Origin of the sequence: Arthrobacter sp. H20 (genome assembly GCF_000520515.1) — a bacterium.
Classification (GTDB): domain Bacteria; phylum Actinomycetota; class Actinomycetes; order Actinomycetales; family Micrococcaceae; genus Arthrobacter_D.
Genome location: NZ_AZRY01000188.1, coordinates 1 through 22,794 on the forward strand (window position 1 = coordinate 1; position 22,794 = coordinate 22,794).

Here is a 22,794-nt window from a genome sequence, read left to right on the forward strand (position 1 = left end):
CCCCTGCCGCTTCCGCATCGGGCTCCGCCGAATCAGCAGCCGGTGTGCTCGCAATGGCTCAGAAGCTCCACGACGAATACGTCAATGCTGGTGTCGAGCAGCGCGACAAGATCATCGCCGAGGCGCAGCTTGAAGCCAGCGGCATGGTCAGCGACGCCGAAGAGAAGTCCCGCAAGACCCTCGGTGCGCTCGAGCAGCAGAAGAGCGTGCTTGAGGGCAAGGTTGAGCAGCTCCGCGGCTTTGAGCGCGACTACCGCTCTCGGCTCAAGGCATACATTGAAGGCCAGCTGCGCGACTTGGACTCCCGCGGATCGGTTGCTTCCGAAACAAGCGGCTCCTAGCTTCAGCAACAGCGCCGGATCAGCTGCGCAGTTCAGCCAGAGGCAAGCCACGAGGCCGGCCACCGGGAATCCCTGGTGGCCGGCCTCTGCCGTAGGCTGGATACCAGCAGCGATGCGGTACCCTACCCCTCCCGGCCCGGCCAGTGGCAGTGCCCGACCTGAAAGTGTTATGACAGACCAGACACCCGAGCGCGGCATTCCGGCCGGCTCCGACGAACCCACCACCGATGACCGTGACGAGTCCACACCTGCAAGCCATCGGCGGCGAACCGGTGCTCGCTACGCGCTGCTGTTCGCTGCCTGCTTCGCTGTCATTTATGCCGCCGACCAGTTGACGAAAATCTGGGTGGTGTCGACCATGACCGAGGGCCAGATCACCCCTGTGCTCCCCCCACTGCTGAACTGGCATTTCATCCGGAACCCGGGAGCGGCATTCTCTATTGGCACCAACTACACCTGGGTGTTCACCATCATCATGGTTGTCGTTTCGATTGCCATCCTGACCCAGGTGCGCAAGGTGGCCTCCTGGTGGTGGGCGACCGCGTTGGGCCTGGTGTTTGCCGGCGCGGTGGGCAACCTGACGGACCGGCTGCTGCGTGAACCATCGTTCGGTCAGGGTCACGTGGTCGACTTCATTGCGCTCCCCAACTTCGCCATTTTCAATATCGCTGATTCAGCAGTGGTGACAGGGGTCGGCCTGATCTGTGTGCTCACGCTGCGCGGCGTCGGTTTGGATGGCAAGCGCAGCAATGATGAGCCGCCGGGCGACGGAACGGCAGATGCCAAGTGAAGGCCGTGGAACGCGACGAGCGGGTGCCCGGTGAGCTGGGGGGAAAGCGTGCCGACGCGGTGCTCACTGCTGTGGCCGGGGTGTCCCGGTCGGCCGCGGCCGCCTGGTGTGTTGCAGGTTTCGTTACCAGCGACGGCCAAGTAGTCGGTAAGTCCGACCGGCCGGCTGCCGGCGTGGTGCTGCGGATCAGGGTGCCCGCCAGCGTCGACCCCCTGGCGGTGGTAGTCGAGACGGTCGACGGGATGGGTATTTTGTACGACGACGATGACCTGGTGGTGATCGACAAGCCAGTGGGAGTTGCCGCGCACCCCTCACCGGGCTGGGTTGGCCCAACAGTTGTCGGTGCCCTCGCAGCCGCTGGCTACCGGATCTCGACGTCGGGCGCTCCCGAACGCGCGGGAATCGTGCACCGCCTCGATGTGGGAACCTCGGGTGCCATGGTGGTTGCCAAGACGGAACAGGCGTATACGGCGCTCAAACGGGCGTTCAAGGAACGCACTGTGGAGAAGGTGTACCACGCGCTGGTCCAGGGTCTCCCGGATCCGCTTGTCGGAACCATCGATGCTCCCATCGGCCGGCACCCCGCCCACGACTGGCGATTTGCTGTGCTTGAGGACGGTAGGCCCTCCAGGACTCACTACACGGTGATGGAGGCGTTCGGAAAGGCAAGCCTGCTCGAGGTAAATCTGGAAACAGGGCGGACCCACCAGATTCGCGTTCACTTCTCGGCGCTGCGCCACCCGTGCGTTGGCGATTTGACCTACGGGGCCGACCCGCGACTGGCGGCTCATCTGGGGCTCACCCGTCAGTGGCTGCACGCGCAGAAGCTGACCTTTGAGCACCCGGCCTCCGGGGAACAGGTCAGCGCCACCAGTCTGTATCCGAACGACCTCCAGTACGCCCTCGATGCACTAGCTGCCGGCACAGTCTGAACACCCGCAGCTTGGCCGGCGGTCGGCATGGCAGCCTGCAGAGCGGGTCTGCTGACCTAGACTGGAAGGGTGGTTTCAACAGCATCCCCCCAAGCTTCCCCGGCCAAGCCAACCCGCGAAGATTCGTTTGTCCATCTGCACAATCACACCGAGTACTCGATGCTCGACGGCGCCGCGCGGCTAACTGATCTCTTCAGCCACACCGAAGAACTGGGCATGAACGCCCTTGCGACCACTGACCACGGGTTCGTCTTCGGGGCGTTCGACTTCTGGGACAAGGCACGCGCCGCCGGAGTCAAACCAATCATCGGAGTCGAGGCGTATCTGACGCCTGGAACAGCTCGAGCTGACAAGACCCGCGTGAAGTGGGGTGGCGGTGGCCGTGACGACGTCTCGGGTGCCGGTGCCTACACGCACATGACCATGTGGGCTGAGACCACCGAAGGGATGCACAACCTCTTCCGGATGTCCTCCCTCGCGTCGCTGGAGGGTTACCTCTACAAGCCCCGGATGGACCGGGATCTGCTCCAGACCTACGGCAAGGGCCTGATCGCTACGACCGGTTGTCCCTCAGGAGAGGTGCAGACCAAGCTCCGCCTCGGCCTCTACCGAGAGGCAGTCCAGGCAGCCTCCGATTTCCGTGACATCTTTGGTGCCGACAACTTCTTCTGCGAGCTGATGGACCACGGCCTCGATATCGAACGCGCCGTCCAGTCGGACCTGATCAAACTTGCCCGCGAACTGGGCCTACCGTTGGTCGCCACCAATGACCTGCACTACACTCATGCCGAGGATGCCAAAGCCCACGCGGCGCTCCTGTGCGTGCAGTCCGGGTCCACCATGGCGGACCCGAAACGGTTCAAGTTCGATGCCGACGAGTTCTACCTGAAGTCGCCAGCCGAGATGCGGTCCATCTTCAGGGACCACCCCGATGCCTGCGACAATACGCTACTCATCGCCGAACGGTGCGACGTCGAGTTCAATACCAAGGCCAACTACATGCCCGGCTTCCCCGTACCCGAGGGCGAAAGCGAGCAGTCCTGGTTCGTCAAGGAAGTTGAGACCGGGCTGCAGTACCGCTATCCGGGCGGCATCCCCGACGCCGTCCGTAAGCAGGCCGAGTACGAGACCGGCGTCATCACCCAAATGGGCTTCCCCAGCTACTTCCTGGTGGTCGCCGACTTCATCAACTGGGCCAAGGACAACGGCATTCGGGTGGGTCCCGGCCGAGGGTCAGGCGCCGGTTCGATGGTCGCGTACGCCATGCGCATCACCGACCTCGACCCGTTGCAGCACGGTCTGATCTTCGAGCGTTTCCTCAACCCGGAGCGTGTCTCGATGCCCGACTTCGACGTCGACTTCGATGATCGGCGCCGATCGGAGGTGATCCGGTACGTCACCGAAAAATACGGGGACGAGCGGGTGGCAATGATCGTCACCTACGGCACCATCAAGGCCAAGCAGGCGATGAAGGACTCATCGAGGGTGATGGGTTATCCGTTCTCGATGGGGGAGCGGCTCACCAAGGCCATGCCACCGGATGTCATGGGCAAGGGCCTGGCCCTGACCGACGTGCACGACAAGGAATCGAAGCGTTACTCGGAAGCCGAGGAGCTTCGTGAGCTGCTCAAGTCCGACGCCGACTCAGCAAAAGTTTTCGAAACTGCCCTCGGCCTGGAAGGGCTGAAACGGCAGTGGGGCGTGCACGCGGCCGGCGTGATCATGTCGTCTGACCCGCTGATCGACATCATCCCGTTGATGCGCCGTGACCAGGACGGTCAGATCATCACGCAGTTCGACTATCCCACCTGCGAAAATCTCGGGCTGATCAAAATGGACTTCCTCGGGCTGAGGAACCTGACGATCATCACCGACGCGGTGGAAAACATTTTGCTCAACAAGAACATCGACCTGGTGCTGGAGGATCTGGACCTCGAGGACCAGGGGTCCTACGAGCTGCTGGCGCGCGGCGACACCCTGGGGGTGTTCCAGCTCGATGGCGGGCCGATGCGTGCCCTCCTGAAGCTGATGCGCCCGGACAACTTTGAAGACATCTCGGCCGTCATTGCGTTGTACCGGCCGGGCCCCATGGGTGCCAACTCCCACACCAACTACGCCCTGCGCAAGACCGGTGCGCAGGAAGTCACCCCCATCCACCCTGAACTCGAGGAACCACTCGCTGAGATCCTGGGGACCACCTACGGCCTGATCGTGTACCAGGAGCAGGTGATGGCCATCGCCCAGAAGGTAGCAGGCTATTCGCTGGGACGCGCTGATATTCTCCGTCGGGCAATGGGTAAGAAGAAGAAATCCGAACTGGATAAGCAGTATGAGGGCTTCGCCAACGGGATGAAAGACAATGGGTACTCGGAAGCTGCGATCAAGACCCTGTGGGACATCCTGCTGCCCTTCTCCGACTACGCGTTCAACAAGGCGCACTCCGCCGCCTATGGTTTGGTGTCCTATTGGACGGCGTACCTCAAGGCTCACCACCCCGCTGAGTACATGGCAGCGCTGCTCACCAGCGTTGGCGACGACAAGGACAAGCTCGCCATTTACCTCAACGAGTGCCGCCGGATGGGCATTACTGTTTTGCCGCCGGATGTCAACGAATCGAGCGTCAACTTCACTCCAGTCGGTACTGACATCCGCTTCGGGATGGGAGCCATCCGCAACGTCGGCGCCAACGTTGTCGGTGCCATGGTCGGCGCCCGCACCGAGAAGGGTGCCTTCACCTCGTTCAGTGATTTCCTCCAGAAGGTTCCGGCGGTAGTCTGCAACAAGCGGACCATCGAGTCGCTGATCAAGGCGGGGTCATTCGACTCGCTGAAGCACCCGCGGCGCGCCCTTGCCATGGTTCATGAGGAAGCAGTCGACTCGGTGATCGTCCTCAAACGCAACGAGGCCGCTAACCAGTTTGATCTCTTCAGCGCTTTCGATGAGCCTGGATCGGTGGGCGGGTTGTCAGTCGAGGTGCCGGATCTTCCTGAGTGGGAGAAGAAGGACAAGCTTTCCTTCGAACGCGACATGCTGGGCCTCTACGTGTCCGACCACCCGCTGCAGGGCCTTGACGGGATCCTGAGCCAGCATGCCGATTCATCAATTACCTCAATCATCAGCGACGAGGGCCCCGCCGACGGCGCCATGGTTACGATCGCCGGAATGATTACCTCGCTCCAGCGTCGGATCGCCAAGAACAGCGGCAACGCCTACGCACGGGCCGAAATCGAAGACCTTGCGGGCTCGATGGAAGTGATGTTCTTCGGCCAGGTGTACGGTCCGATCGCAGGCGTGCTCGCCGAGGACCTCATAGTTGTTGTTCGTGGGCGTCTGCAACGTCGCGATGACGGCGCTGTGACGCTCAACGCCCAGGAGCTCAGCGTTCCTGACCTGACCGAGGGGCATTCCGGTCCGGTAGTGATATCCATGGCGCATCACAAGGCCACTGAAACTGCGGTAGTCGCGCTGCGGGATGTGCTGCGGACCCACCCGGGTACCAGCGAGGTCCAGATCAGGCTGAACGGCAACCGGAGGGTCGAGGTGATGCGTCTCGGCGTCGAGCTGCGGGTCAATCCGACGTCGTCGCTCTTCGGCGACCTGAAGGTGCTGTTGGGGCCAGCCTGCCTGGACGTCTAGTGACTGGTGCTAGATGTCGTAATCCAGTGCCGTCGGCTGCCCGTAGGCGCCCCCGTGGTAAAGCAGGGGCACTCCGGGCGGCCCGACCTCGCCGGACTCCACCTCGGCGACCACCACAGCGTTGTTCTCGAAGGACAACCTCATGTTGATCCGTCCGATCAGGGACGCAGCCACGTCGTTCAGTAGCGGCACGCCGTGCGGTCCAGGTTTCCAATGGTCGCCATCGAAGCGGTCGCGGCTCCGCGCAAACCGGTCGGCCAGCTCCCTATTCGCCAGGTTGAGCATGTGAACGCCGATGTAGTTGGTATTCGCTATCGCCGGCCACGACGATGAGGTGCGAGCCATATTGAAAGTGAACCGGGGCGGGGCTGCGGAAAGCGATGAAACGGAGGTAGCAGTGAAACCGAAGGGCTTTCCCTGGTAGACAGCAGTGATGATCGCGACCCCTGCCGGATGGCGGCGAAAGGCGTCGCGGAAGGCTACTGCTGGGTCTTCGACGAGCGGGACCGGTGGGTGCTGATCATTCACTCACCCCACCCTAGAGGAGCCGCCGGCACCTCATAACTTTGTTAATGTATAAGTCATGCGCCCCTCCAATCCTGACGCCGAGCACCCCGGCAGCTATCCGCCTCCTGTCTACGCGGTGGCAACCGAGGACACTGCGGTTCCGCCGACATCCCTTGTGTGGTGGGCCTGTGCCATGGCGGGCCTGGGACTCCTGATGGGCGTGGTGTGGTGGTTAGCTGCGCCGGGCGGCGGGCTCTACGGTGACCCCGCCCCGGAAGAGGCTCAACTGCTGAACGATCTGACCCTCGGTGGGCTTCAGCTGGTCGTTGGTCTAGTGGTGGGCTGGCTTCTGGTTCAGCGAATGGATTTGCCGGGGGCATGGCAACGGATCAGCGCTGCAGTGGGCGGATCGCTGGTGGGCTCGGTGTTCGCCGTGGCCGTCGGTCAATGGTTGGGCATGATGTTCGGGGCAGACACCGATCCCGACTTTGTCCTTCGGTCGTTGGGTGCGGCAGCCATCTGGCCTGCGGCGGCTGCCCTGGTGGTTTTTGTCTCCTCCCTGATCGAACTGGCCTGGGGCAAGCGCCGGTCACCCGGCCATGAGAGCCCCTGACCGAGGCAATAGTCCGCGACGTCGGGGATTATCCGGGGGAATGCAGGGCGCACGCGGCTGGTTCCATCCTTCATGAAAGCAATCGTTTACTCTCTCACCGGCACCTCCTCAGTCCTCTCCCTCGTTGACCGAGAGGTCAGCCCTCCCGGTCCCGGCGACGTGAGGGTTCGCGTCGTCGCCTCCGGCGTCAACCCCACTGATTGGAAGGCCCGTGCTGACGGCGACCTCGCCTTCACCGAGGTTGTCCCGAACCAGGACGGCGCCGGGGTCGTCGACGCCGTCGGCGAGGGCGTTACCGATTCGGCAGTGGGGGATCGGGTGTGGCTGTACCTCGCGGCCCACGGTCGCCCGACAGGGACAGCTCAGGAGTTCGCGGTTCTCCCCGCCGACCGGGTGGTGCGACTGCCCGAGGGAGTCGGATTCGACGTCGCCGCCAGTCTCGGTGTGCCGGCAATGACCGCGCATCGGGCGCTGACCGTTCACGAACACGGGCCCTCCCGGCTCGCGCCGGATGCCCTCGCGGGACGGGTGGTCCTCGTCCAGGGCGGTGCCGGAGCCGTGGGCCACGCAGCGATCCAGTTGGCTGTCTGGGCGGGGGCAACAGTAATCGCAACGGTCAGCAGCGACGAGAAAGCCTGGCTTGCCCACGCTGCCGGTGCTAATCATGTGGTCCGCTACCCCGACGACGGACTCGCGGACCGCATCCGCGGGATTGCCCCCGATGGTGTCCACCACGTCGTCGAGGTGGCCCCTGGCCAGAACGCAGCCCTCGACGTCGAGGTGCTCGCCAATCACGGCAGCATTGCCTACTACGCGAACAACAACGGGGACAGCTTCACTGCCCCGATCATCGCTAGCTTCGCCAAGAACGTCCGCTGGCAGGGTCTGCTCCTCTACACGGTGGGGCAGGAGGCTCTCCATGCTGCGGTGGAGGACATCACGGCAGCGCTGCGCGCTGGCGCGTTGCCCGTCGGGGAAGCCGCCGGGCTCCCGCTCACCTGGTTCCCACTCGAGGAGACCGCGGCCGCCCACGACGCAGTCGAGAACGGTTCAACAGGCAAAATCCTGATCAGCGTTTCCGGCGGGACTGGAATCGCTGTCCCTAGGAGCTGAGGGGGCCGAGGTGGTCTGCTGGGCCGCTGGAGGAAGCCGGTGCAGTTTCCTTGAGTTCAACAAAAAGAGTGTGGGTGCTGGTCTGCCCGGTATTGAACCCCGAGTGGCTCTGGGCAGGTAACCAGCGCGCAGCTCCGGACGGAAGGTCGACGTCGACGGATTTTCCGTCGGCGGTGATACGGCGCCGGAAAGCGCTGAGGGTGATCATCACGCTATCCGGGTGATCGTGTGGCGTGGTCGCATGCCCGGGTACGTCGGTGTACTCAAGAACACGAACCCTGTCGTTCTCGAAGACAATACGATAGTTTCCTGGATTTGTGTCGACAGGGTCCCTTGCCATGGGAGGGAATATACGCCGGTTCGGAACATTCTCACAAGAGAAGCCAACGGTGAGGGCTCGTCGTCTAGGGGCGAATGGCACTGGTTGCTTGACCGCCCGAAGCGCATGCTGGGTACAACGGGACCTGCGACAGCCGGTTTTGCCTCCTTATCCTTCCGGTTGTCGTAGTGCTCCTGATCCGCAGAAAGGACCGGCACTGACCATGGAACCCACTCTGACAAGCTTGCGATTGCCCTTCTGCGCTAGCTGCGACACTGCTGAGTTTTTGCTCTACGAAGATTTTGTTCCCCCTCAGGTGCTGCCGTCGGGTCGGATGCGATCGAATAGTGTCGACTACACCTGCATGAAGTGCGGACAGTTCAGCGGTCACAGTGTGCCAGCGGGCTGGCATCCGCCGGGTTGGTTCTGATACGCCTGACCCTCGTGCTATCCGAGGAGCTAGTCCGTGAACCACAGCAGCGATTCAACAAGCTCGTGCCGCACCCCTAGTAAAGCACCTAGCTAAGGTGAAAGATTGGGAAATGGATCACCGCGAATCACCTTCACCCGGATCGGGCCACCCATGTTCGGCGACGGGGACTAAAATGCTCCGGCGCGAACCGGTATGACAGCGAGTGAGCTCGCGATCAGCGTTGAAGGTATTGTCCGCCGATTCGGGGATGTGGTGGCTGTCGATGGTGTCAGCCTAGCGGTTGCTCAGGGGGAAGTGTATGGATTTCTTGGACCCAATGGGGCAGGGAAATCGACGCTGACGAGAATTTTGTGCACTTTACTCAAACCCAGTGCCGGTCGCGCGACGGTGGCCGGGTACGACGTGGATTCGGAGCCCGGCCAGGTGCGGTTGCGGGCGGGTGTGGCGTTGCAGGAAGCGGCGTTGGACGATCTGCAGACCGGCTCGGAGATGCTTGCCCTGCAAGGCCGTCTCTACGGGTTGACCACCAAAGCAACGCGTGCGCGGGTGAAGGAGCTGACGGAGCTGGTCGATATTGGTGAAGCACTCGATCGCAGGATCGGCACCTACTCGGGAGGGATGAAACGCCGGCTGGATCTGGCTCTCGCTCTCGTGCACGATCCTGAAGTCCTCTTTCTCGATGAGCCGACCACTGGCCTAGACCCGGTCAGCAGGGCAAAGGTGTGGCACGAGGTACGGAGGCTGAATACTGAGTTGGGAGTGACTGTTTTCCTCACCACTCAGTATCTCGAGGAGGCGGACGAGCTTGCCGATCGGGTCGGGATCATCAACCAGGGTGAGCTGGTGGCTGAGGGCACGCCCACTGAGCTCAAGCGCAGCATTGGCACAGACGTGGTAATTGTCACCATTGCCGGGGAGCCGTTGAAGGCGCGCCACGTACTGGAGTCCCTTGACCTGGTTGATCGCATCGAAGGAAGTGGGTCAACGTTGACCCTTAGTGTCTCCGACGGACCATCGGCGATTAGTCCGATCGCCGTGGCGTTAGCAGCCGTTCCGGACGTCACGGTGATCGAACTGTCACTACGCAGGCCTTCCCTGGATGATGTTTTCCTTTCGGTGACCGGTGAGCACATCATCGATTCGGGCCAGGGTGCGGCAATTTCCGGTTCCCAGCAGTCTCAGGAGACCCCATGAGCACTGGAACCACACCGAGATCAGCTCGCCGGGTGGAACCCAGGAATGCTGGATTTCTTAGTGATCTGTTGACCGTTGCGTCACGGGCGCTCCGTGCGATCCCTCGGGAGCCAGCCGCAGTCATCCCGGCGCTGGTTATTCCCCTCTTCTTTTTCGTTGTTAACATCGGTGCGCTGGAACCGGTCGCACAGGCAACAGGAGTTCAGGATTTCCGTGCGTTTCAACTTCCCGTGGCCATTATCTTCGCTGTCACGGGGGTGTCCCGCGCCAGCGGCCTGGTCACTGACATCAGCAGCGGCTACTTCGACAGGCTCCTGCTCACCCCGATTCGTCGTTCAGCACTCCTGCTTGGGCTGATGGTCGCCGACTTGGTGCTGGTCATGGCGTTGTGCGTGCCCGTCTTGATCCTCGGGGTGATCGTCGGGGTGAACTTCGCTACCGGGCTTCCCGGGGTAATCGGGTTCGTGATCATCGCCGGGCTATGGGGGCTGGCCTTCACCGGGTTCCCCTACGCCATTGCGCTGCGCACAGGAAGTGCAGCAGCTGTTAACTCCTCCTTTCTCCTGTTCTTTCCCTTCGCGTTCCTGACGACTTCGTTCCTGCCCAAGGAAGCGTTGACCGGCTGGCTCGCGGCAATTGCTGACTACAACCCGATTACCTACCTGCTGGCAGCCCTGAGGTCACTGCTGACCGCTGGATGGGTTTGGACGGACCTCTGGCCAGGACTCCTGGCCATTGTCGTTGTCGGGGCGGTGAGCTTCACCCTTGCGTTCGGGGCACTGAGGGGCCGTGTCTCACGCGGATGAGGCAGCGCGGCAGGTCAGCGGGGGCCCCGAAGGGTGACGCCCGGTAGACTCGAGCCGTGAACAATTCGCTCGCCCAACAGTCCCCACCTGACTCTTTCACCGATTTCCGGACCATCGACCTGCGGGGGAGTTCCCTCTCCGGCGCTGCCCTGCGCGCAGTGATGCCGCGCCCGGACGCAGTCGGGTCCGGTGTCGAGGCGCCAGTCGCCGCGATCCTGGCCGACGTTCAGACCCGTGGCCTGACCGCGGTCAGAGAGCTCGCACTGACCTTTGATGGCGTTGAACAAACGTCGCCCCGCGTTCCGCGGGAGGCGCTGGCCACTGCGCTCGCCGAGCTCGCTCCGGATGTCCGGCTGGCCCTGGCCGAAGCAATTGACCGCGCCCGCAAGTTCGCCGCAGCCCAGGTGCCCGACGACGTCGAGGTGGAGATCTCCCCGGGCGCCGTCGTCACCCACAAATGGATTGCCGTCCGCCGGGTGGGTCTCTACGTGCCGGGCGGCCTGGCAGTCTATCCGTCGTCGGTAGTGATGAACGTGGTGCCCGCACAGGCCGCAGGGGTTCAATCAATCGCCATCGCGTCCCCGCCGCAAAAAGAATTCGGCGGACTTCCCCACCCGGTCATCCTCGCCGCCGCCGAGATGCTTGGCATCGGCGAGGTGTACGCCATCGGGGGAGCACAGGCCATCGCTTCGTTCGCCTACGGGGTGGACGGCGATTCCGAGGGCGACACCCTCGAGCAGGTCGATGTGGTCACTGGTCCAGGGAATATCTATGTGGCGACCGCCAAACGGCTGCTCAAAGGCACAGTCGGCATCGATGCCGAGGCTGGCACTACCGAGATCGCTGTCCTGGCCGACGCCGACGCCGACCCCCGGCTGATTGCAGCCGACCTGATCAGCCAGGCCGAGCACGATCCCCACGCCGCATCGGTCCTCATCACCGATTCCGCGGACCTCGCTGCCAAAGTCCGCAGCCAGTTGTCGGTGCAGATCGCGACCACCAAACACGCCGGCCGCGTTCAGGAAGCGCTCGCCGGACCACAATCAGGCACCATCCTGGTCGACGACGTCGAACACGGCATTGCCGTCTGCGACGCCTATGCTGCCGAACACCTCGAGATCCAGACAGCTGACGCTGCAGCGGTTGCGGGGCGGATCCGCAACGCAGGCGCGGTCTTTGTCGGCGAATACAGCCCGGTCAGCCTGGGTGACTACTGCGCCGGGTCCAACCACGTTCTGCCCACTGGCGGGACCGCCACCTTCGCCTCGGGGCTGAACGTCACCACTTTCCTGAAGGCGGTGCAGGTGGTCAGCTACAACCGGGCGGCTCTGGCGGAAGTCAGCCAGCACATTACCAGCCTTGCCAACGCGGAGGATTTGCCCGCCCACGGCGACGCCGTAACTGTCCGATTCAGCTGAAAACACTATATGTAGTAATGACACTGTTGTAGTTTCCCCATATCTAGTTCTAGAATGGTGGTGTTCTGCACGCTGGCTCTGCTACCGGTCACCACTGATGGAAAGGCGCGGCATGTTTTGTCCCTTTTGCCGTAACGCCGATTCCCGGGTGGTCGACAGCCGGTTGGCCGATGACGGGTCAGCCATCCGGCGACGCCGTCAGTGTCCTGAGTGCGGGCGTCGGTTCACTACGGTTGAGACGACCAGCCTGAGCGTCATCAAACGTTCGGGAGTGGGCGAACCGTTCAGCCGGAGCAAGGTCATCAACGGAGCGCGGAAGGCCTGTCAGGGGCGGCCGGTGACCGAGGACGACCTCGCGTTGCTCGCACAGGAAGTCGAAGAGTCGGTCCGCGCGAGCGGTGTCGCCGAGATCGATGCCCACGAACTAGGCCTCGCCATTCTTGGACCTCTGCAGAAGCTCGACCAGGTTGCCTACCTGCGATTCGCCAGCGTCTACCAGGGGTTCGACTCACTCGAGGACTTCGAGACTGCCATCGCGAAGCTGCGCAGAGAAGCAGACGAAGCGCCCACCGGCACCCAGAGGCCGCTGACCGCTCAATAACGACAAGCTCCGGTGGTGGCTGCGGAGGGGAAGCCGACGCCACCACCGGCACCACCCTAAATCCTCCCGGCTGACTACTCGCCGGGAGAGGTGCAGCGTTTGCCGACGGTCAGGAACCTTGTCCGGCTCAGTTACCGGGGAAGCCGGGGCGTTCAGGTCTCGGGGACTGCTGCAAGCTTCGCCAGGCGCTTGAAGTGCAGTGAGGCCTGCAGCCCTGCGCCGACGATGCCGGCCTGGTTCCTCAACTGAGCGGGGATGATTCGGGTGCGCAGATCCAGCGCGGGCAGGTACTCCTTGCTGCGCTTGGAGATTCCCCCGCCGACAATGAACAGTTCCGGCGAGAACAAGAATTCGACGTGGGAGAAGTACCGCTGAAGTCGGACTGAGTACTCATCCCAGTCAATGCCATCGCGTTCGCGGGCAACTGCCGAAGCCCTGGTCTCGGCGTCGTACCCGTCAATCTCCAGGTGTCCGAGTTCGGCGTTGGGGACCAGCTTTCCGTCGAAGATGAAGGCCGAGCCGATCCCGGTGCCCAAGGTGATGACCAGGACCGTCCCGTCCACCCCCTTGCCGGCCCCGTAGCGTACCTCGGCGAGCCCTGCCGCATCGGCGTCGTTGATGACGTGCACGTCGCGCCCTAGAGCCTTGCTGAACAGGCCGTCGACGTCCGTGTTGACCCAGCTCTCATCCACATTGGCTGCAGAGCGGGCGATACCGTGCTGGATGATGGCCGGGAAGGTGACACCAACCGGCACCTCGGGTGCTGGGGCACCCGGACGCGTCGACAATTCAGCGACGATCCGCGCTACTACCAGGGCAACAGCCCCGGGGGTGGATGGCTGCGGAGTGGGCACGCGGTAGCGTTCGCCGACGATCTCTCCGGCAACCAGGTCAACGATGCCCCCCTTGATGCCAGTTCCACCGATATCGATGCCGATGACAGTACTGGGCACTGCCTTTCCCTGCTTCTTGTCGCTACTCTTGCCCATGATTCTCCAAGGTTCTGTGGTGGTTCGCCTGCGCGGAACGAAACCGCGGGACCGATTGCTAGGGGACGGTAAGGACTTCGGCGCCGTTGTCGGTCACGAGCAGGGTGTGCTCAAACTGGGCGGTGCGCTGGCGGTCCTTGGTCAGCACTGTCCATTCATCGGACCACATGTCCCACTCGACGGTTCCGAGGGTCAGCATCGGTTCGATAGTGAACGTCATGCCGGGTTCAATGATCCGGTTGTAGGCGGGGGCCGCGTCGTAATGAGGAATGATCAATCCGGTGTGGAATGCCTCGCCGACGCCGTGTCCGGTGAAGTCGCGCACCACTCCGTAGCCGAATCGGCGGGCATAGGACTCGATGGTCCGTCCGATCACATTGATTTCCCGGCCGGGAGCAACCGCCTTGATGGCCCGGTTCAGTGATTCCTTGGTGCGTTCAACCAGAAGGCTGGATTCCTCGTCGACGTCGCCCACCAGAAAGGTGTAGTTGGTATCACCGTGGACGCCGTCCAGGTAGGCGGTGATGTCGATGTTCAGGATATCGCCGTCGCGCACCACAGTGGTGTCCGGGATGCCATGGCAAATCACTTCGTTGAGTGAGGAGCAGATGGATTTGGGGAAGCCGCGGTAGCCCAGGGTCGAGGGGTAGGCGCCGTTGTCGACGAGGAACTGGTGGCCAACCCGGTCCAGCTGGTCGGTCGTGACGCCGGGCTCGATGTGACGGCCAACCTCGACGATTGCCTGGGCGGCCAGAGTGCTGGCGCGGCGGATCTTCTCTATCGTTTCGCCAGTCTTGACTTCGGATCCGGTGAAGGGGGCTGGCCCGCTGCGGCCGACGTACTCGGGGCGGGGAATACTGGCCGGGACTGGCAGCTGGGGGCTGACGGTTCCCGGGACGAGTGTTCCAACTGGTGCGCTGACGGATTGCTGAGGCATACTCTTGATCCTATAGGCGGTAAGGCGTCCCGCCGAAAGTCACCATTGAGGAGGAGACCCATGGCCGAGTTCTGGTACAACGTGCAGACCCACGAAATTGAGGAGGGCGCGCAGTCCGACTGGCGGCAACTGATTGGGCCCTATCCCACCCGGGCGGGTGCCGAGCGCGCCCTGGAAAAGGTGGCTGAGCGGAACCAGGCGTGGGACGACGAAGACGAACAGTAGTTTCCTCGGCAGCAGCTTTGTGGAAGTTGTGCTCCCTAGAAGCTGTGTTCCGGCCCGGGGAACGTTCCGTTCCGGACTTCCTCACCGTACGTCGTCGCTGCGGCGGCAAGCACAGAGCGAACGTCAGCAAACTGCTTGACAAACCTGGGCTGCCGTCCTGTGCGCACGCCGGCCATGTCCTGCCACACCAGCACCTGCCCGGTGGTCGCGTTGCCGGCCCCAATCCCAATGGTCGGCACGCTGACGGAGCGGTCGACGGCGGCAGCTACCTCGGCGGGCACCATCTCCATGAGGACGCAGAAAGCTCCGGCTTCGGCGAGGGCCACGGCGTCGTCAATGACCTCCTGAGCCGCGTCCCCGCGGCCCTGCACCCGATACCCGCCCAGGGCATGTTCGCTCTGCGGGGTGAATCCGACGTGGGCCATCACGGGAATACCCGCGGTTGCCAACGCCCTCACAGTCCCGGCGTAGTGGCGGCCGCCCTCCATCTTGACCGCGTGAACCCCTCCCTCTTTCATCAGGCGCACCGAAGATTCGATGGCCTGGGCGGGGGAGACCTCATAGCTACCGAAGGGAAGGTCGCAGACCACCAGGGCCCGGCTGGCTCCGTTGGTGACGGCACGGGAGAAAATGATCATCTCGTCGAGGGTGATCGGCAAGGTGGTGGCATACCCCAGAACGTTGTTTGCGGCCGAGTCGCCGACAAGCAGCACCTCAATGCCGGCGTCATCAAAGATCTGCGCGGCATACTGGTCGTAGGCGGTGAGCATAGCGAACCGCCGGCCTTCGACCTTCGCCTGCTGCAAGTGGTGGGTGCGGATCCGGGTCGGTGTCCGTGCCTGCTCATCCGAGGTCTTTGCCCCGGCTCCGGCTTCGGCGGCTTGCGCACCCGTGCCGTACGGCGCTGGAATCTCTGCGGAAGTCATACAGTGAGCCTACGTCAGAAGCCCTGGGTCACGCGCGGGTGACTTCAGCGGGTGGATTAGGTGAAGGCTAGATGCCTCCGATACCGCGTGTTAGGTTGTGACCGGTAACACAACGGTATGCGGGAGCTGAATTATGAGTCACCAGTCGGAACCAGCCAGGACTAGCGATAGCACCTCGGTGGGTGTCAGCGACGGAGGGGAGCCAACCCGCTCGGTAGGGCGGCTGTGGCTGATGCGCGGGCTCGGTGTTGTGATCGCGGTTGTGATCTACCTTTTGCTTGGCGGTTCGGACCTGCCCAACGAAGCCCGTGCGGTAGCAGCTATCGCCGGGCTGATGGCCGTTTGGTGGATGACCGAGGCTCTGCCCCTTTCAGTGACGTCGCTCCTACCGATTGTCCTCCTGCCGATGCTGGCTGGATCGACGGTTGCCGAGTCGACGGCGCCATACGCGAACCCGATCGTCTTCCTGTTCCTGGGCGGCTTCCTCATCGCCATCGCTATGCAGAAGTGGAACCTGCACCGCCGGATAGCTTTGTTGACCCTCAGGCGTGTTGGGACGCACCCACGTCGGATCATTCTCGGGCTCATGATCTCCACTGCGTTCCTGTCCATGTGGGTCTCCAATACGGCTACCACGCTGATGATGCTGCCGATCGCCCTCAGTATCCTGACCCTCGTGGTTGAGAACAGCCACGGGTCCCGTGCAACTACCGGTCAGACCGCCGCGGACCTCGGTGCTGGCAAGTCCATCAGCGACGTCGTCAGTGACAAGGAGGTCCGCATCTTCGGCGTGGCCCTGGTCCTATCGATTGCCTGGGCGGCGACCATCGGTGGGCTGGGGACGCTCCTGGGCAGTCCACCAAACGCGATTGTCGCCGGGTACATCAGCACTGAACTCGGCGAGGATGTCGGGTTTGTCCAGTGGATGATGCTCGGGGTCCCGATTGTTGTCGTCTTTATTGGTCTCGCCTGGCTCCTCATCACCCGCGTCATCTTCAAATTCAAGCTGAAGGAAATTCCCGGGGGAAAGGAACTGATCGATACCGAAATCAGCAAGCTCGGCACCATGAGCCAGGGCGAAAAGACCGTCCTCGCGGTCTTTGCCAGCGCGGCCTTCCTCTGGATTTTCCCCGGTTTGGTGTTCAATATTGGAGCGGTCGAGTCAGCGATGCCATGGCTTGGTGCCCTCGATGACACGGCGATCGCCATCGCCGCTGGCATTGCGCTCTTCCTGATCCCGGCGGACAAACAGGGGAACATGACCCTGGTCTGGAAGGACGCTGAAGAAGGTCTGCCCTGGGGCGTACTGCTGCTATTCGGCGGCGGTCTCTCGCTTGCGGGAGCCGTTGCCCGGACCGGCCTGGACGCATGGTTTGGAGAGCAGGTCAGTGGGCTCGGAGCTTTGCCGATAGTTCTGCTGCTCGCCGTCGTCGTGACAATCGTGTTGCTGCTGACTGAAATCACGAGCAACACGGCAACTGCCGCTACGTTCATTCCCATCCTTGGCGGCGTCGCCGTCGGCATCGGCATCGATCCCCAGACGCTCCTCATCCCGGCGGCACTCGCCGCGACCTGCGCCTTCATGCTCCCGGTCGGAACGCCGCCGAACGCCATCGTGTACGCCACCGGGAACGTGAAGATCTCTGAGATGGTGCGCGGGGGCATCGTCCTAAACATTGTGGGCATCATCCTGATTACGATGTTCACCGTGTTGATCGGTCCATTTGCCCTGGGTCTTGTGCTCTGACACCACGCGTGTCCGACGTACGCCGGTAACACCGCCTGACTATCAGTAGAGTGAACTGGTGGACCGTCTCATGTGATGACACCCGGCACGCAACTGACACCATGGAAGAGGGTAGCAATGGACCGGCAGCAGGAATTTGTACTGCGTACCATCGAGGAACGCGATGTGCGGTTTGTGCGGCTCTGGTTCACCGACGTTGTGGGCTCGCTGAAGTCGGTGGCGCTGGCGCCAGCCGAGGTGGAGGGGGCGTTCGAGGAGGGGCTCGGCTTCGATGGTTCGTCAATCGAGGGACTGGCACGGGTCTTCGAATCCGACATGCTCGCGCAGCCAGACCCTTCCACCTTCCAGATCCTGCCGTGGCGAGGCGAGAAGGAGCCGACGTCGCGGATGTTCTGCGACATCCTCACCCCCGATGGGATGGCGTCGACGGCTGACCCGCGCGGCGTGCTGAAGCGGACGCTCGCTAAAGCCGCTGACATGGGGTTCACCTGCTACACCCATCCGGAAATCGAGTTCTATCTGCTTAAATCCGACGAACTTGGACCTGATGGGCAGCCAGTTCCCGTCGATCAGGCAGGGTACTTCGACCATGTGCCCGGAGGAGTGGCGCAAGACTTCCGGCGGACGGCCGTCGCCATGCTGGAATCGGTCGGTATCTCAGTGGAGTTCAGCCACCACGAAGCAGGGCCGGGCCAGAACGAGATTGACCTGCGGTACGCGGACGCCCTGCAGACAGCCGACAACGTCATGACGTTCCGCACCATCATCAAAGAGGTTGCGCTGACCCAGGACAGCTACGCCACCTTCATGCCCAAGCCGTTCTCTGACCATCCAGGCTCGGGTATGCACACACACTTCTCGCTTTTCGAAGGTGACGCCAACGCGTTCTACGAAGCGGGCGCCGAGTTCCAGCTCTCCAAGACGGCACGCCAGTTCATTGCCGGGATCCTGCGGCACGCCCCCGAGTTCACAGCTGTCACCAACCAGTTCGTCAACTCGTACAAGAGGCTCTGGGGTGGGGGAGAGGCCCCGAGCTATCTCTCCTGGGGCCACAACAATCGCTCAGCGCTGGTTCGTGTTCCGCTGTACAAGCCAAACAAGGGTCAGTCTGCCCGCATTGAGTACCGCGGAATCGACTCTGCCAGCAACCCGTACCTCGCCTACTCGGTCCTGCTTGGCGCCGGATTGAAGGGCATCGAGGAAGGCTACGAGCTTCCTCCTGGCGCCGAGGACGACGTGTGGAGCCTGACGGCTACCGAACGGCGTGCCATGGGCCACGACCCGCTGCCGGCAAGCCTCCACGACGCCATCCGGGTGATGGAGGACTCAGAACTGGTGGCGGGGATTCTCGGCGAGCAGGTCTTCGAGAACTTCCTGCGGAACAAACGCGCCGAATGGCACGACTACCGCATCCAGGTCACTCCCTATGAGCTGCGACGCAACCTCGGGATACTCTAAGCTGGCGCCCGCCATGAGCCTGAACCGCCAACTCATCAGCAGGGGTTTCACCGACCTCGAGAAGAGCTCCCGCTTCCTGGACGCCCCCGAGTTGACTGGCATCCCTGAGTCAGCGCTGTTCGGCGGTCTGGCGCGCTCAGCCAACCCCGATTTGGCGCTGCAGTCCCTGGTGCGCCTGCTGGCGGTCCGGCCGGACTTGGCGGCAGTAGTTGCCGACGGCGGTGTCAGCAGCGAGCCCCTGTTCCGGTTGCTCGGGGCTTCCGAAGCCCTGGCGGAGTTCCTGATGCGACGGCCGGAGCACCTTGGCGCCGTCACTATTACCCCGAGCAGGAGCCCGGGGCGGGTGCCGGCCGAACAACTGCGGTCCTCGCTGCTGGAGTCGGTGGGAGCTGACCCGTCGTCGGGAACCCCAGTGGCAGGCAGCGGCGGCAAGGCAGCCTATGCCCCGCTGCGCGCCTGCTACCGCGACCACCTGGTGCAACTAGCTATCCGTGACTTGTGCTCGGCCTCCCCGGTTGATTACCTGCCGATCGTCGGCCAGGAGCTGGCGGACCTCGCTGCCGCTGCCGTAGAGGCGGCCCTGGCCGTCTCCCGCGCCGAGCTAGCCGGCAGCTTCTCAGCTGCGGACGTTGCATCGGTCCGCCTCGCGGTCATGGGGATGGGTAAGTGTGGCGCGGGCGAGCTGAACTACATCTCCGACGTCGATGTCATTTACGTGATCGAAGCGCCCGATTTGGCCGAAGACCTGGCCGTGCGGATAGGGACATCGCTGGCCACGGGTATTTCGCGGGCCATCTCCTCGAGCGGCAGCGAGCCCGGCCTGTGGGAGGTTGATGCCAACCTGCGCCCCGAAGGGCGGGAGGGGCCGCTGGTGCGTACCCTTGATTCCCACCTGTCCTACTACGCACGGTGGGCGCAGAGCTGGGAGTTCCAGGCATTGCTCAAGGCTCGCACCATTGCTGGTGACGCCGATCTTGGCCGCCGTTATGAGGAATCGGTGGCACCGCTGGTCTGGAATTCCTCCGAGCGTGAAGGATTTGTTGACTCGGTGCAGGCAATGCGCCGCCGGGTTACCGACAACATTCCGTCCCACGAGGCGGAGCGCCAATTGAAACTCGGCCCCGGCGGCCTCCGGGACGTCGAATTCACTGTTCAACTGCTCCAGTTGGTGCACGGCAAGGCCGACGAGTCTATCCGGATTCGCGACACTACCTCGGCCATCGCTGCCCTCAGCGCGGCAGGCTATATCGGCCGATCGGACGCCCGGGCGTTTGACGAGTCCTACCGCTATCTCCGCGTCCTCGAGCACCGCATTCAGCTCGTCAACATGCGCCGCACTCACCTGATGCCTGAAGACGACGCATCACGCAGGGCCCTCGCCATGTCCTCACGGGGTGCCCAGTCCACTACCCGACCGGCTGCTGCAGCACTGATCGAACAGTGGCAGCGGACAAAACGGCTGGTCCGCGGGTTGCACGAGAGTATCTTCTATCGACCGCTCCTCAATACCGCAGCGAACCTCAGTATCGACGAGGTCAAGCTCACCCCGGAGGCGGCCAGGGCACGCCTGGCAGCTCTGGGCTACCTGGACTCGAAGGTCGCCATGCGCCACATCGAGGCGCTGACCTCGGGCATCAGCAGGCGGTCGGCGCTACAACGTAACCTGCTGCCCGTTCTGCTGGGCTGGCTGGCCGACGGAGTGGATCCCGACGCCGGTCTGCTGAGCTTCCGGCGTCTCAGTGAGGGCCTCGGACAGACCCACTGGTATCTCGGCATGCTCCGTGACTCGGAAGCCGCGGCGGAGCGGCTCTGCCATATCCTGTCCAGCAGCCGATTCATCGCCGATCTCCTGGAAGTCTCACCGGAATCGACCAAGTGGTTGGGCAATGACAAGGATCTGATCCCGGTCGATTTTGAGGCCCAGTGGGGTGAGATCCAGTCTAAGATGTCACGCCATCCGGAACCCCGCGAAGCTATGCGGCTGATCCGGTTGATCCGTCGGCGGGAGCTGCTGCGCATTGCTGTTGCAGATAGCTCAGGGCTGTTGAATCAGGCCGAGGTTGGGGCGGCGCTGTCAGCCACCGACAGGGCGGCTATCCTTGGTGCGCTGCATGTCTCGGAGGGTGCAGTCTTTGCCAACGAGGAGCAGCTGACCGACGTCGGCGTGGTCGCGATGGGCAGGCAGGGTGGTCGCGAGATCACCTACGGGTCCGACGCTGATGTGATGTACGTGCACCGGGCTCGTCCGGGAGCAGGTGAGGCGGCGGCACAGAACCAGGCAGAGCGGATTGTCAGCCAGCTGTCGGCGCTGCTGCAGCAGCCCTGTTCTCCTGCCATCCGGGCAGAGCGGGTGCTCGAGATCGACGCCGACCTGCGCCCCGAGGGCAAACAGGGACCCATGGTCAGGTCGTTGGAGTCATTCAGCGAGTATTACCGGCGGTGGTCGTTGATCTGGGAATCGCAGGCGTTGCTGCGGGCACTGCCCATCGCGGGCAGCGACGAACTGGCCGCGGCGTTCACCGACTTGATCGACCCCATTCGGTACCCGGAGACCGTCTCCGGTCAGGGGCTCCGCGAGATACGCCGGTTGAAGGCCCGGATGGAGTCGGAGCGCCTGCCCCGCGGGGCCGACCCGTCGCGCCACCTCAAGCTGGGCAGGGGAGGGCTAAGCGACGTCGAGTGGCTCGTTCAACTGCTACAGCTTCAGCACGCGCATGCGAACAATGACTTGAAGACCACCTCTACCCTCGCCGCCATGGACGCCATTGAGGCCGCCGAGTTATTGCCCGCCCAAGAGGTGCTGATCCTGCGGCAGAGCTGGTGTCTTTCGAGCCGGGTGCGGGCAGCCAACGTGATCTGGACCGGTAAGGCATCCGATCTCTTGCCGTCCTCACGGCGGGACCTTGAGGCGGTGGCGCGGTGGTGCGGGTACGGCCCCGGGATGGGCGCCCGGTTGGAAGAGGACTATCTGCGCCTCACGCGGCGCAGCCGTGCCATCTTCGAACGGGCTTTCTACGGGTACTGAGTCCTATCTCGGCCTGGTATTGGGCTGCGTCCTCGCACTATCCCACCGACCGGGTCCGGTCAGTGGGATAGTCCAGATTTGCCGTGCGGCAGGCAGCGCACAAGAACCACTGGAAGCGCTAAGGCCCGGTACATCGGCGACACGGTTCAGGATTCGTTCGGGGAGCTTGCACAGTTCCACCAGCATCAGCCGTTACCTTTTGATATCAGTTATGAACCCTTCAGGCAGGATGCTCGTGATGATTGACAACAGTGCAATGCCCCAATCCGGCGGTCGGTCACTGCTCGCTGTGGCTGGAGCGATCGGTGTTGAAGCGGCTATGCGAGTCAGGACTGCGGTCAGGGATGCCGTGATGGTGCTTACCTCCCTTGATGAAGCATCCTACTGAAGCGCCACTGAGCTAACGACAAAAAGAAGACCCGCACGGTGATCCGTGCGGGTCTTCAGCCATACGACTAGTCCGAAAATGAGGTGGGTTGGATGCTTAGGTGGGCACGGTCGCGGGACCGGGCGGTTGTCGGTCTTGTGAGGTTGGGCGGGGTCAGGCGGCTGTTGCAGGGGTGAGAGTGACGTTGTAGCCCAGGGCTTCGAGCTGGCGGATGTGGCCGCGCTTCCTGGTATCGGGGTTAGTTCGCTGGGTGTAGTGGTTGGGGCCGAGGTCGTGGAAGCGGGTGTCGGGGTTGTTCAGCAGGTGCCAGATGGCCACGAGGATGGAACGGCCGATGGCGACGATGGCCCGTTCTTACCGCGCCGTCGGGCGAGTCTGCGGTAGCGTTCGCCGAGG

Annotated in this window: 20 protein-coding genes and 1 pseudogene; 15 read left to right on the top strand and 6 right to left on the bottom strand. The window is 63.1% G+C overall.

What is annotated here, in order from left to right:
• The 4 genes and pseudogenes from Y703_RS0100915 to dnaE form a co-directional block, all read left to right on the top strand.
• Positions 1–341, top strand: a pseudogene (locus tag Y703_RS0100915) (cell division protein); the annotation flags it as partial.
• 169 nt (positions 342–510) lie between these two features.
• Entirely contained in the window at positions 511–1,131 is a 621-nt protein-coding gene (gene lspA / locus Y703_RS0100920) for a signal peptidase II (protein ID WP_026551237.1), read from the top strand.
• Complete coding sequence (locus Y703_RS0100925; RefSeq protein ID WP_173400594.1) at positions 1,128–2,063, top strand: RluA family pseudouridine synthase; 936 nt, start codon at positions 1,128–1,130, stop codon at positions 2,061–2,063. Before lspA ends, Y703_RS0100925 begins: the two co-directional genes overlap by 4 nt.
• A gap of 69 nt (positions 2,064–2,132) precedes the next feature.
• Positions 2,133–5,699 (top strand): DNA polymerase III subunit alpha, encoded by a 3,567-nt coding sequence (gene dnaE / locus Y703_RS0100930; protein ID WP_081743305.1) that lies wholly within the window; start codon positions 2,133–2,135, stop codon positions 5,697–5,699.
• A gap of 9 nt (positions 5,700–5,708) precedes the next feature.
• On the opposite strand, the gene Y703_RS0100935 is transcribed toward dnaE, so the two are convergent.
• Positions 5,709–6,227, bottom strand: coding sequence for a flavin reductase family protein (locus Y703_RS0100935; RefSeq protein WP_026551240.1), 519 nt, complete (start codon positions 6,225–6,227; stop codon positions 5,709–5,711).
• Between the two features lie 55 nt (positions 6,228–6,282).
• On the opposite strand from Y703_RS0100935, the gene Y703_RS17080 reads away from it, so the two are divergent.
• Together Y703_RS17080 and Y703_RS0100945 are read left to right on the top strand one after the other, a co-directional pair.
• The gene (locus Y703_RS17080) at positions 6,283–6,819 is read left to right on the top strand and encodes a hypothetical protein (RefSeq protein WP_051427175.1); all 537 of its coding nucleotides are present in this window, start codon (positions 6,283–6,285) and stop codon (positions 6,817–6,819) included.
• 72 nt (positions 6,820–6,891) lie between these two features.
• Positions 6,892–7,932: an NADPH:quinone reductase gene (locus tag Y703_RS0100945; RefSeq protein ID WP_026551241.1), complete on the top strand. Its 1,041-nt coding sequence runs from the start codon at positions 6,892–6,894 to the stop codon at positions 7,930–7,932.
• On the opposite strand, the gene Y703_RS0100950 is transcribed toward Y703_RS0100945, so the two are convergent.
• Positions 7,922–8,272: a hypothetical protein gene (locus tag Y703_RS0100950; RefSeq protein ID WP_026551242.1), complete on the bottom strand. Its 351-nt coding sequence runs from the start codon at positions 8,270–8,272 to the stop codon at positions 7,922–7,924. The two genes, Y703_RS0100945 and Y703_RS0100950, sit on opposite strands and share 11 nt — an antisense overlap.
• 604 nt (positions 8,273–8,876) lie before the next feature.
• Between Y703_RS0100950 and Y703_RS17085 the strand changes: the two genes are divergently transcribed.
• The 4 genes from Y703_RS17085 to nrdR all read left to right on the top strand — a co-directional run bounded on the left by Y703_RS17085 (position 8,877) and on the right by nrdR (position 12,703).
• Positions 8,877–9,878 (top strand): ATP-binding cassette domain-containing protein, encoded by a 1,002-nt coding sequence (locus tag Y703_RS17085; protein WP_051427176.1) that lies wholly within the window; start codon positions 8,877–8,879, stop codon positions 9,876–9,878.
• Positions 9,875–10,684 carry an ABC transporter permease gene (locus tag Y703_RS0100960; protein ID WP_026551243.1) on the top strand — a complete coding sequence of 270 codons (810 nt, stop codon included), beginning with the start codon at positions 9,875–9,877 and terminating at the stop codon, positions 10,682–10,684. Before Y703_RS17085 ends, Y703_RS0100960 begins: the two co-directional genes overlap by 4 nt.
• A gap of 56 nt (positions 10,685–10,740) precedes the next feature.
• Positions 10,741–12,102: a histidinol dehydrogenase gene (gene hisD / locus Y703_RS0100965; RefSeq protein WP_026551244.1), complete on the top strand. Its 1,362-nt coding sequence runs from the start codon at positions 10,741–10,743 to the stop codon at positions 12,100–12,102.
• 112 nt (positions 12,103–12,214) lie between these two features.
• Positions 12,215–12,703 (top strand): transcriptional regulator NrdR, encoded by a 489-nt coding sequence (nrdR, locus tag Y703_RS0100970; RefSeq protein ID WP_026551245.1) that lies wholly within the window; start codon positions 12,215–12,217, stop codon positions 12,701–12,703.
• 152 nt (positions 12,704–12,855) lie between these two features.
• Here the strand turns inward: nrdR and Y703_RS0100975 are convergent, their stop codons facing one another.
• Positions 12,856–13,692, bottom strand: a complete 837-nt coding sequence (locus tag Y703_RS0100975) for a polyphosphate--glucose phosphotransferase (protein ID WP_026551246.1) — start codon at positions 13,690–13,692, stop codon at positions 12,856–12,858.
• 58 nt (positions 13,693–13,750) lie between these two features.
• Positions 13,751–14,629, bottom strand: coding sequence for a type I methionyl aminopeptidase (gene map, locus Y703_RS0100980; RefSeq protein ID WP_026551247.1), 879 nt, complete (start codon positions 14,627–14,629; stop codon positions 13,751–13,753).
• Positions 14,630–14,689: 60 nt separating this feature from the next.
• Between map and Y703_RS21825 the strand changes: the two genes are divergently transcribed.
• Positions 14,690–14,854 carry an SPOR domain-containing protein gene (locus Y703_RS21825; RefSeq protein ID WP_155849347.1) on the top strand — a complete coding sequence of 55 codons (165 nt, stop codon included), beginning with the start codon at positions 14,690–14,692 and terminating at the stop codon, positions 14,852–14,854.
• A 35-nt stretch (positions 14,855–14,889) separates the two neighbouring features.
• Here the strand turns inward: Y703_RS21825 and panB are convergent, their stop codons facing one another.
• Entirely contained in the window at positions 14,890–15,780 is an 891-nt protein-coding gene (panB, locus tag Y703_RS0100990) for a 3-methyl-2-oxobutanoate hydroxymethyltransferase (RefSeq protein WP_026551248.1), read from the bottom strand.
• Between the two features lie 133 nt (positions 15,781–15,913).
• On the opposite strand from panB, the gene Y703_RS0100995 reads away from it, so the two are divergent.
• From Y703_RS0100995 to Y703_RS21830, 4 genes are all read left to right on the top strand, one after another.
• Positions 15,914–17,527 carry an SLC13 family permease gene (locus Y703_RS0100995; RefSeq protein WP_035763294.1) on the top strand — a complete coding sequence of 538 codons (1,614 nt, stop codon included), beginning with the start codon at positions 15,914–15,916 and terminating at the stop codon, positions 17,525–17,527.
• Positions 17,528–17,644: 117 nt separating this feature from the next.
• Positions 17,645–18,985 (top strand): type I glutamate--ammonia ligase, encoded by a 1,341-nt coding sequence (gene glnA / locus Y703_RS0101000; RefSeq protein WP_026551250.1) that lies wholly within the window; start codon positions 17,645–17,647, stop codon positions 18,983–18,985.
• A gap of 13 nt (positions 18,986–18,998) precedes the next feature.
• Complete coding sequence (locus Y703_RS0101005; RefSeq protein WP_026551251.1) at positions 18,999–22,010, top strand: bifunctional [glutamine synthetase] adenylyltransferase/[glutamine synthetase]-adenylyl-L-tyrosine phosphorylase; 3,012 nt, start codon at positions 18,999–19,001, stop codon at positions 22,008–22,010.
• 238 nt (positions 22,011–22,248) lie between these two features.
• Positions 22,249–22,398 (top strand): hypothetical protein, encoded by a 150-nt coding sequence (locus tag Y703_RS21830; protein ID WP_155849348.1) that lies wholly within the window; start codon positions 22,249–22,251, stop codon positions 22,396–22,398.
• Between the two features lie 153 nt (positions 22,399–22,551).
• Here the strand turns inward: Y703_RS21830 and Y703_RS21145 are convergent, their stop codons facing one another.
• Positions 22,552–22,716, bottom strand: coding sequence for a hypothetical protein (locus Y703_RS21145; RefSeq protein ID WP_216698834.1), 165 nt, complete (start codon positions 22,714–22,716; stop codon positions 22,552–22,554).
• Positions 22,717–22,794 lie beyond the last annotated feature (78 nt).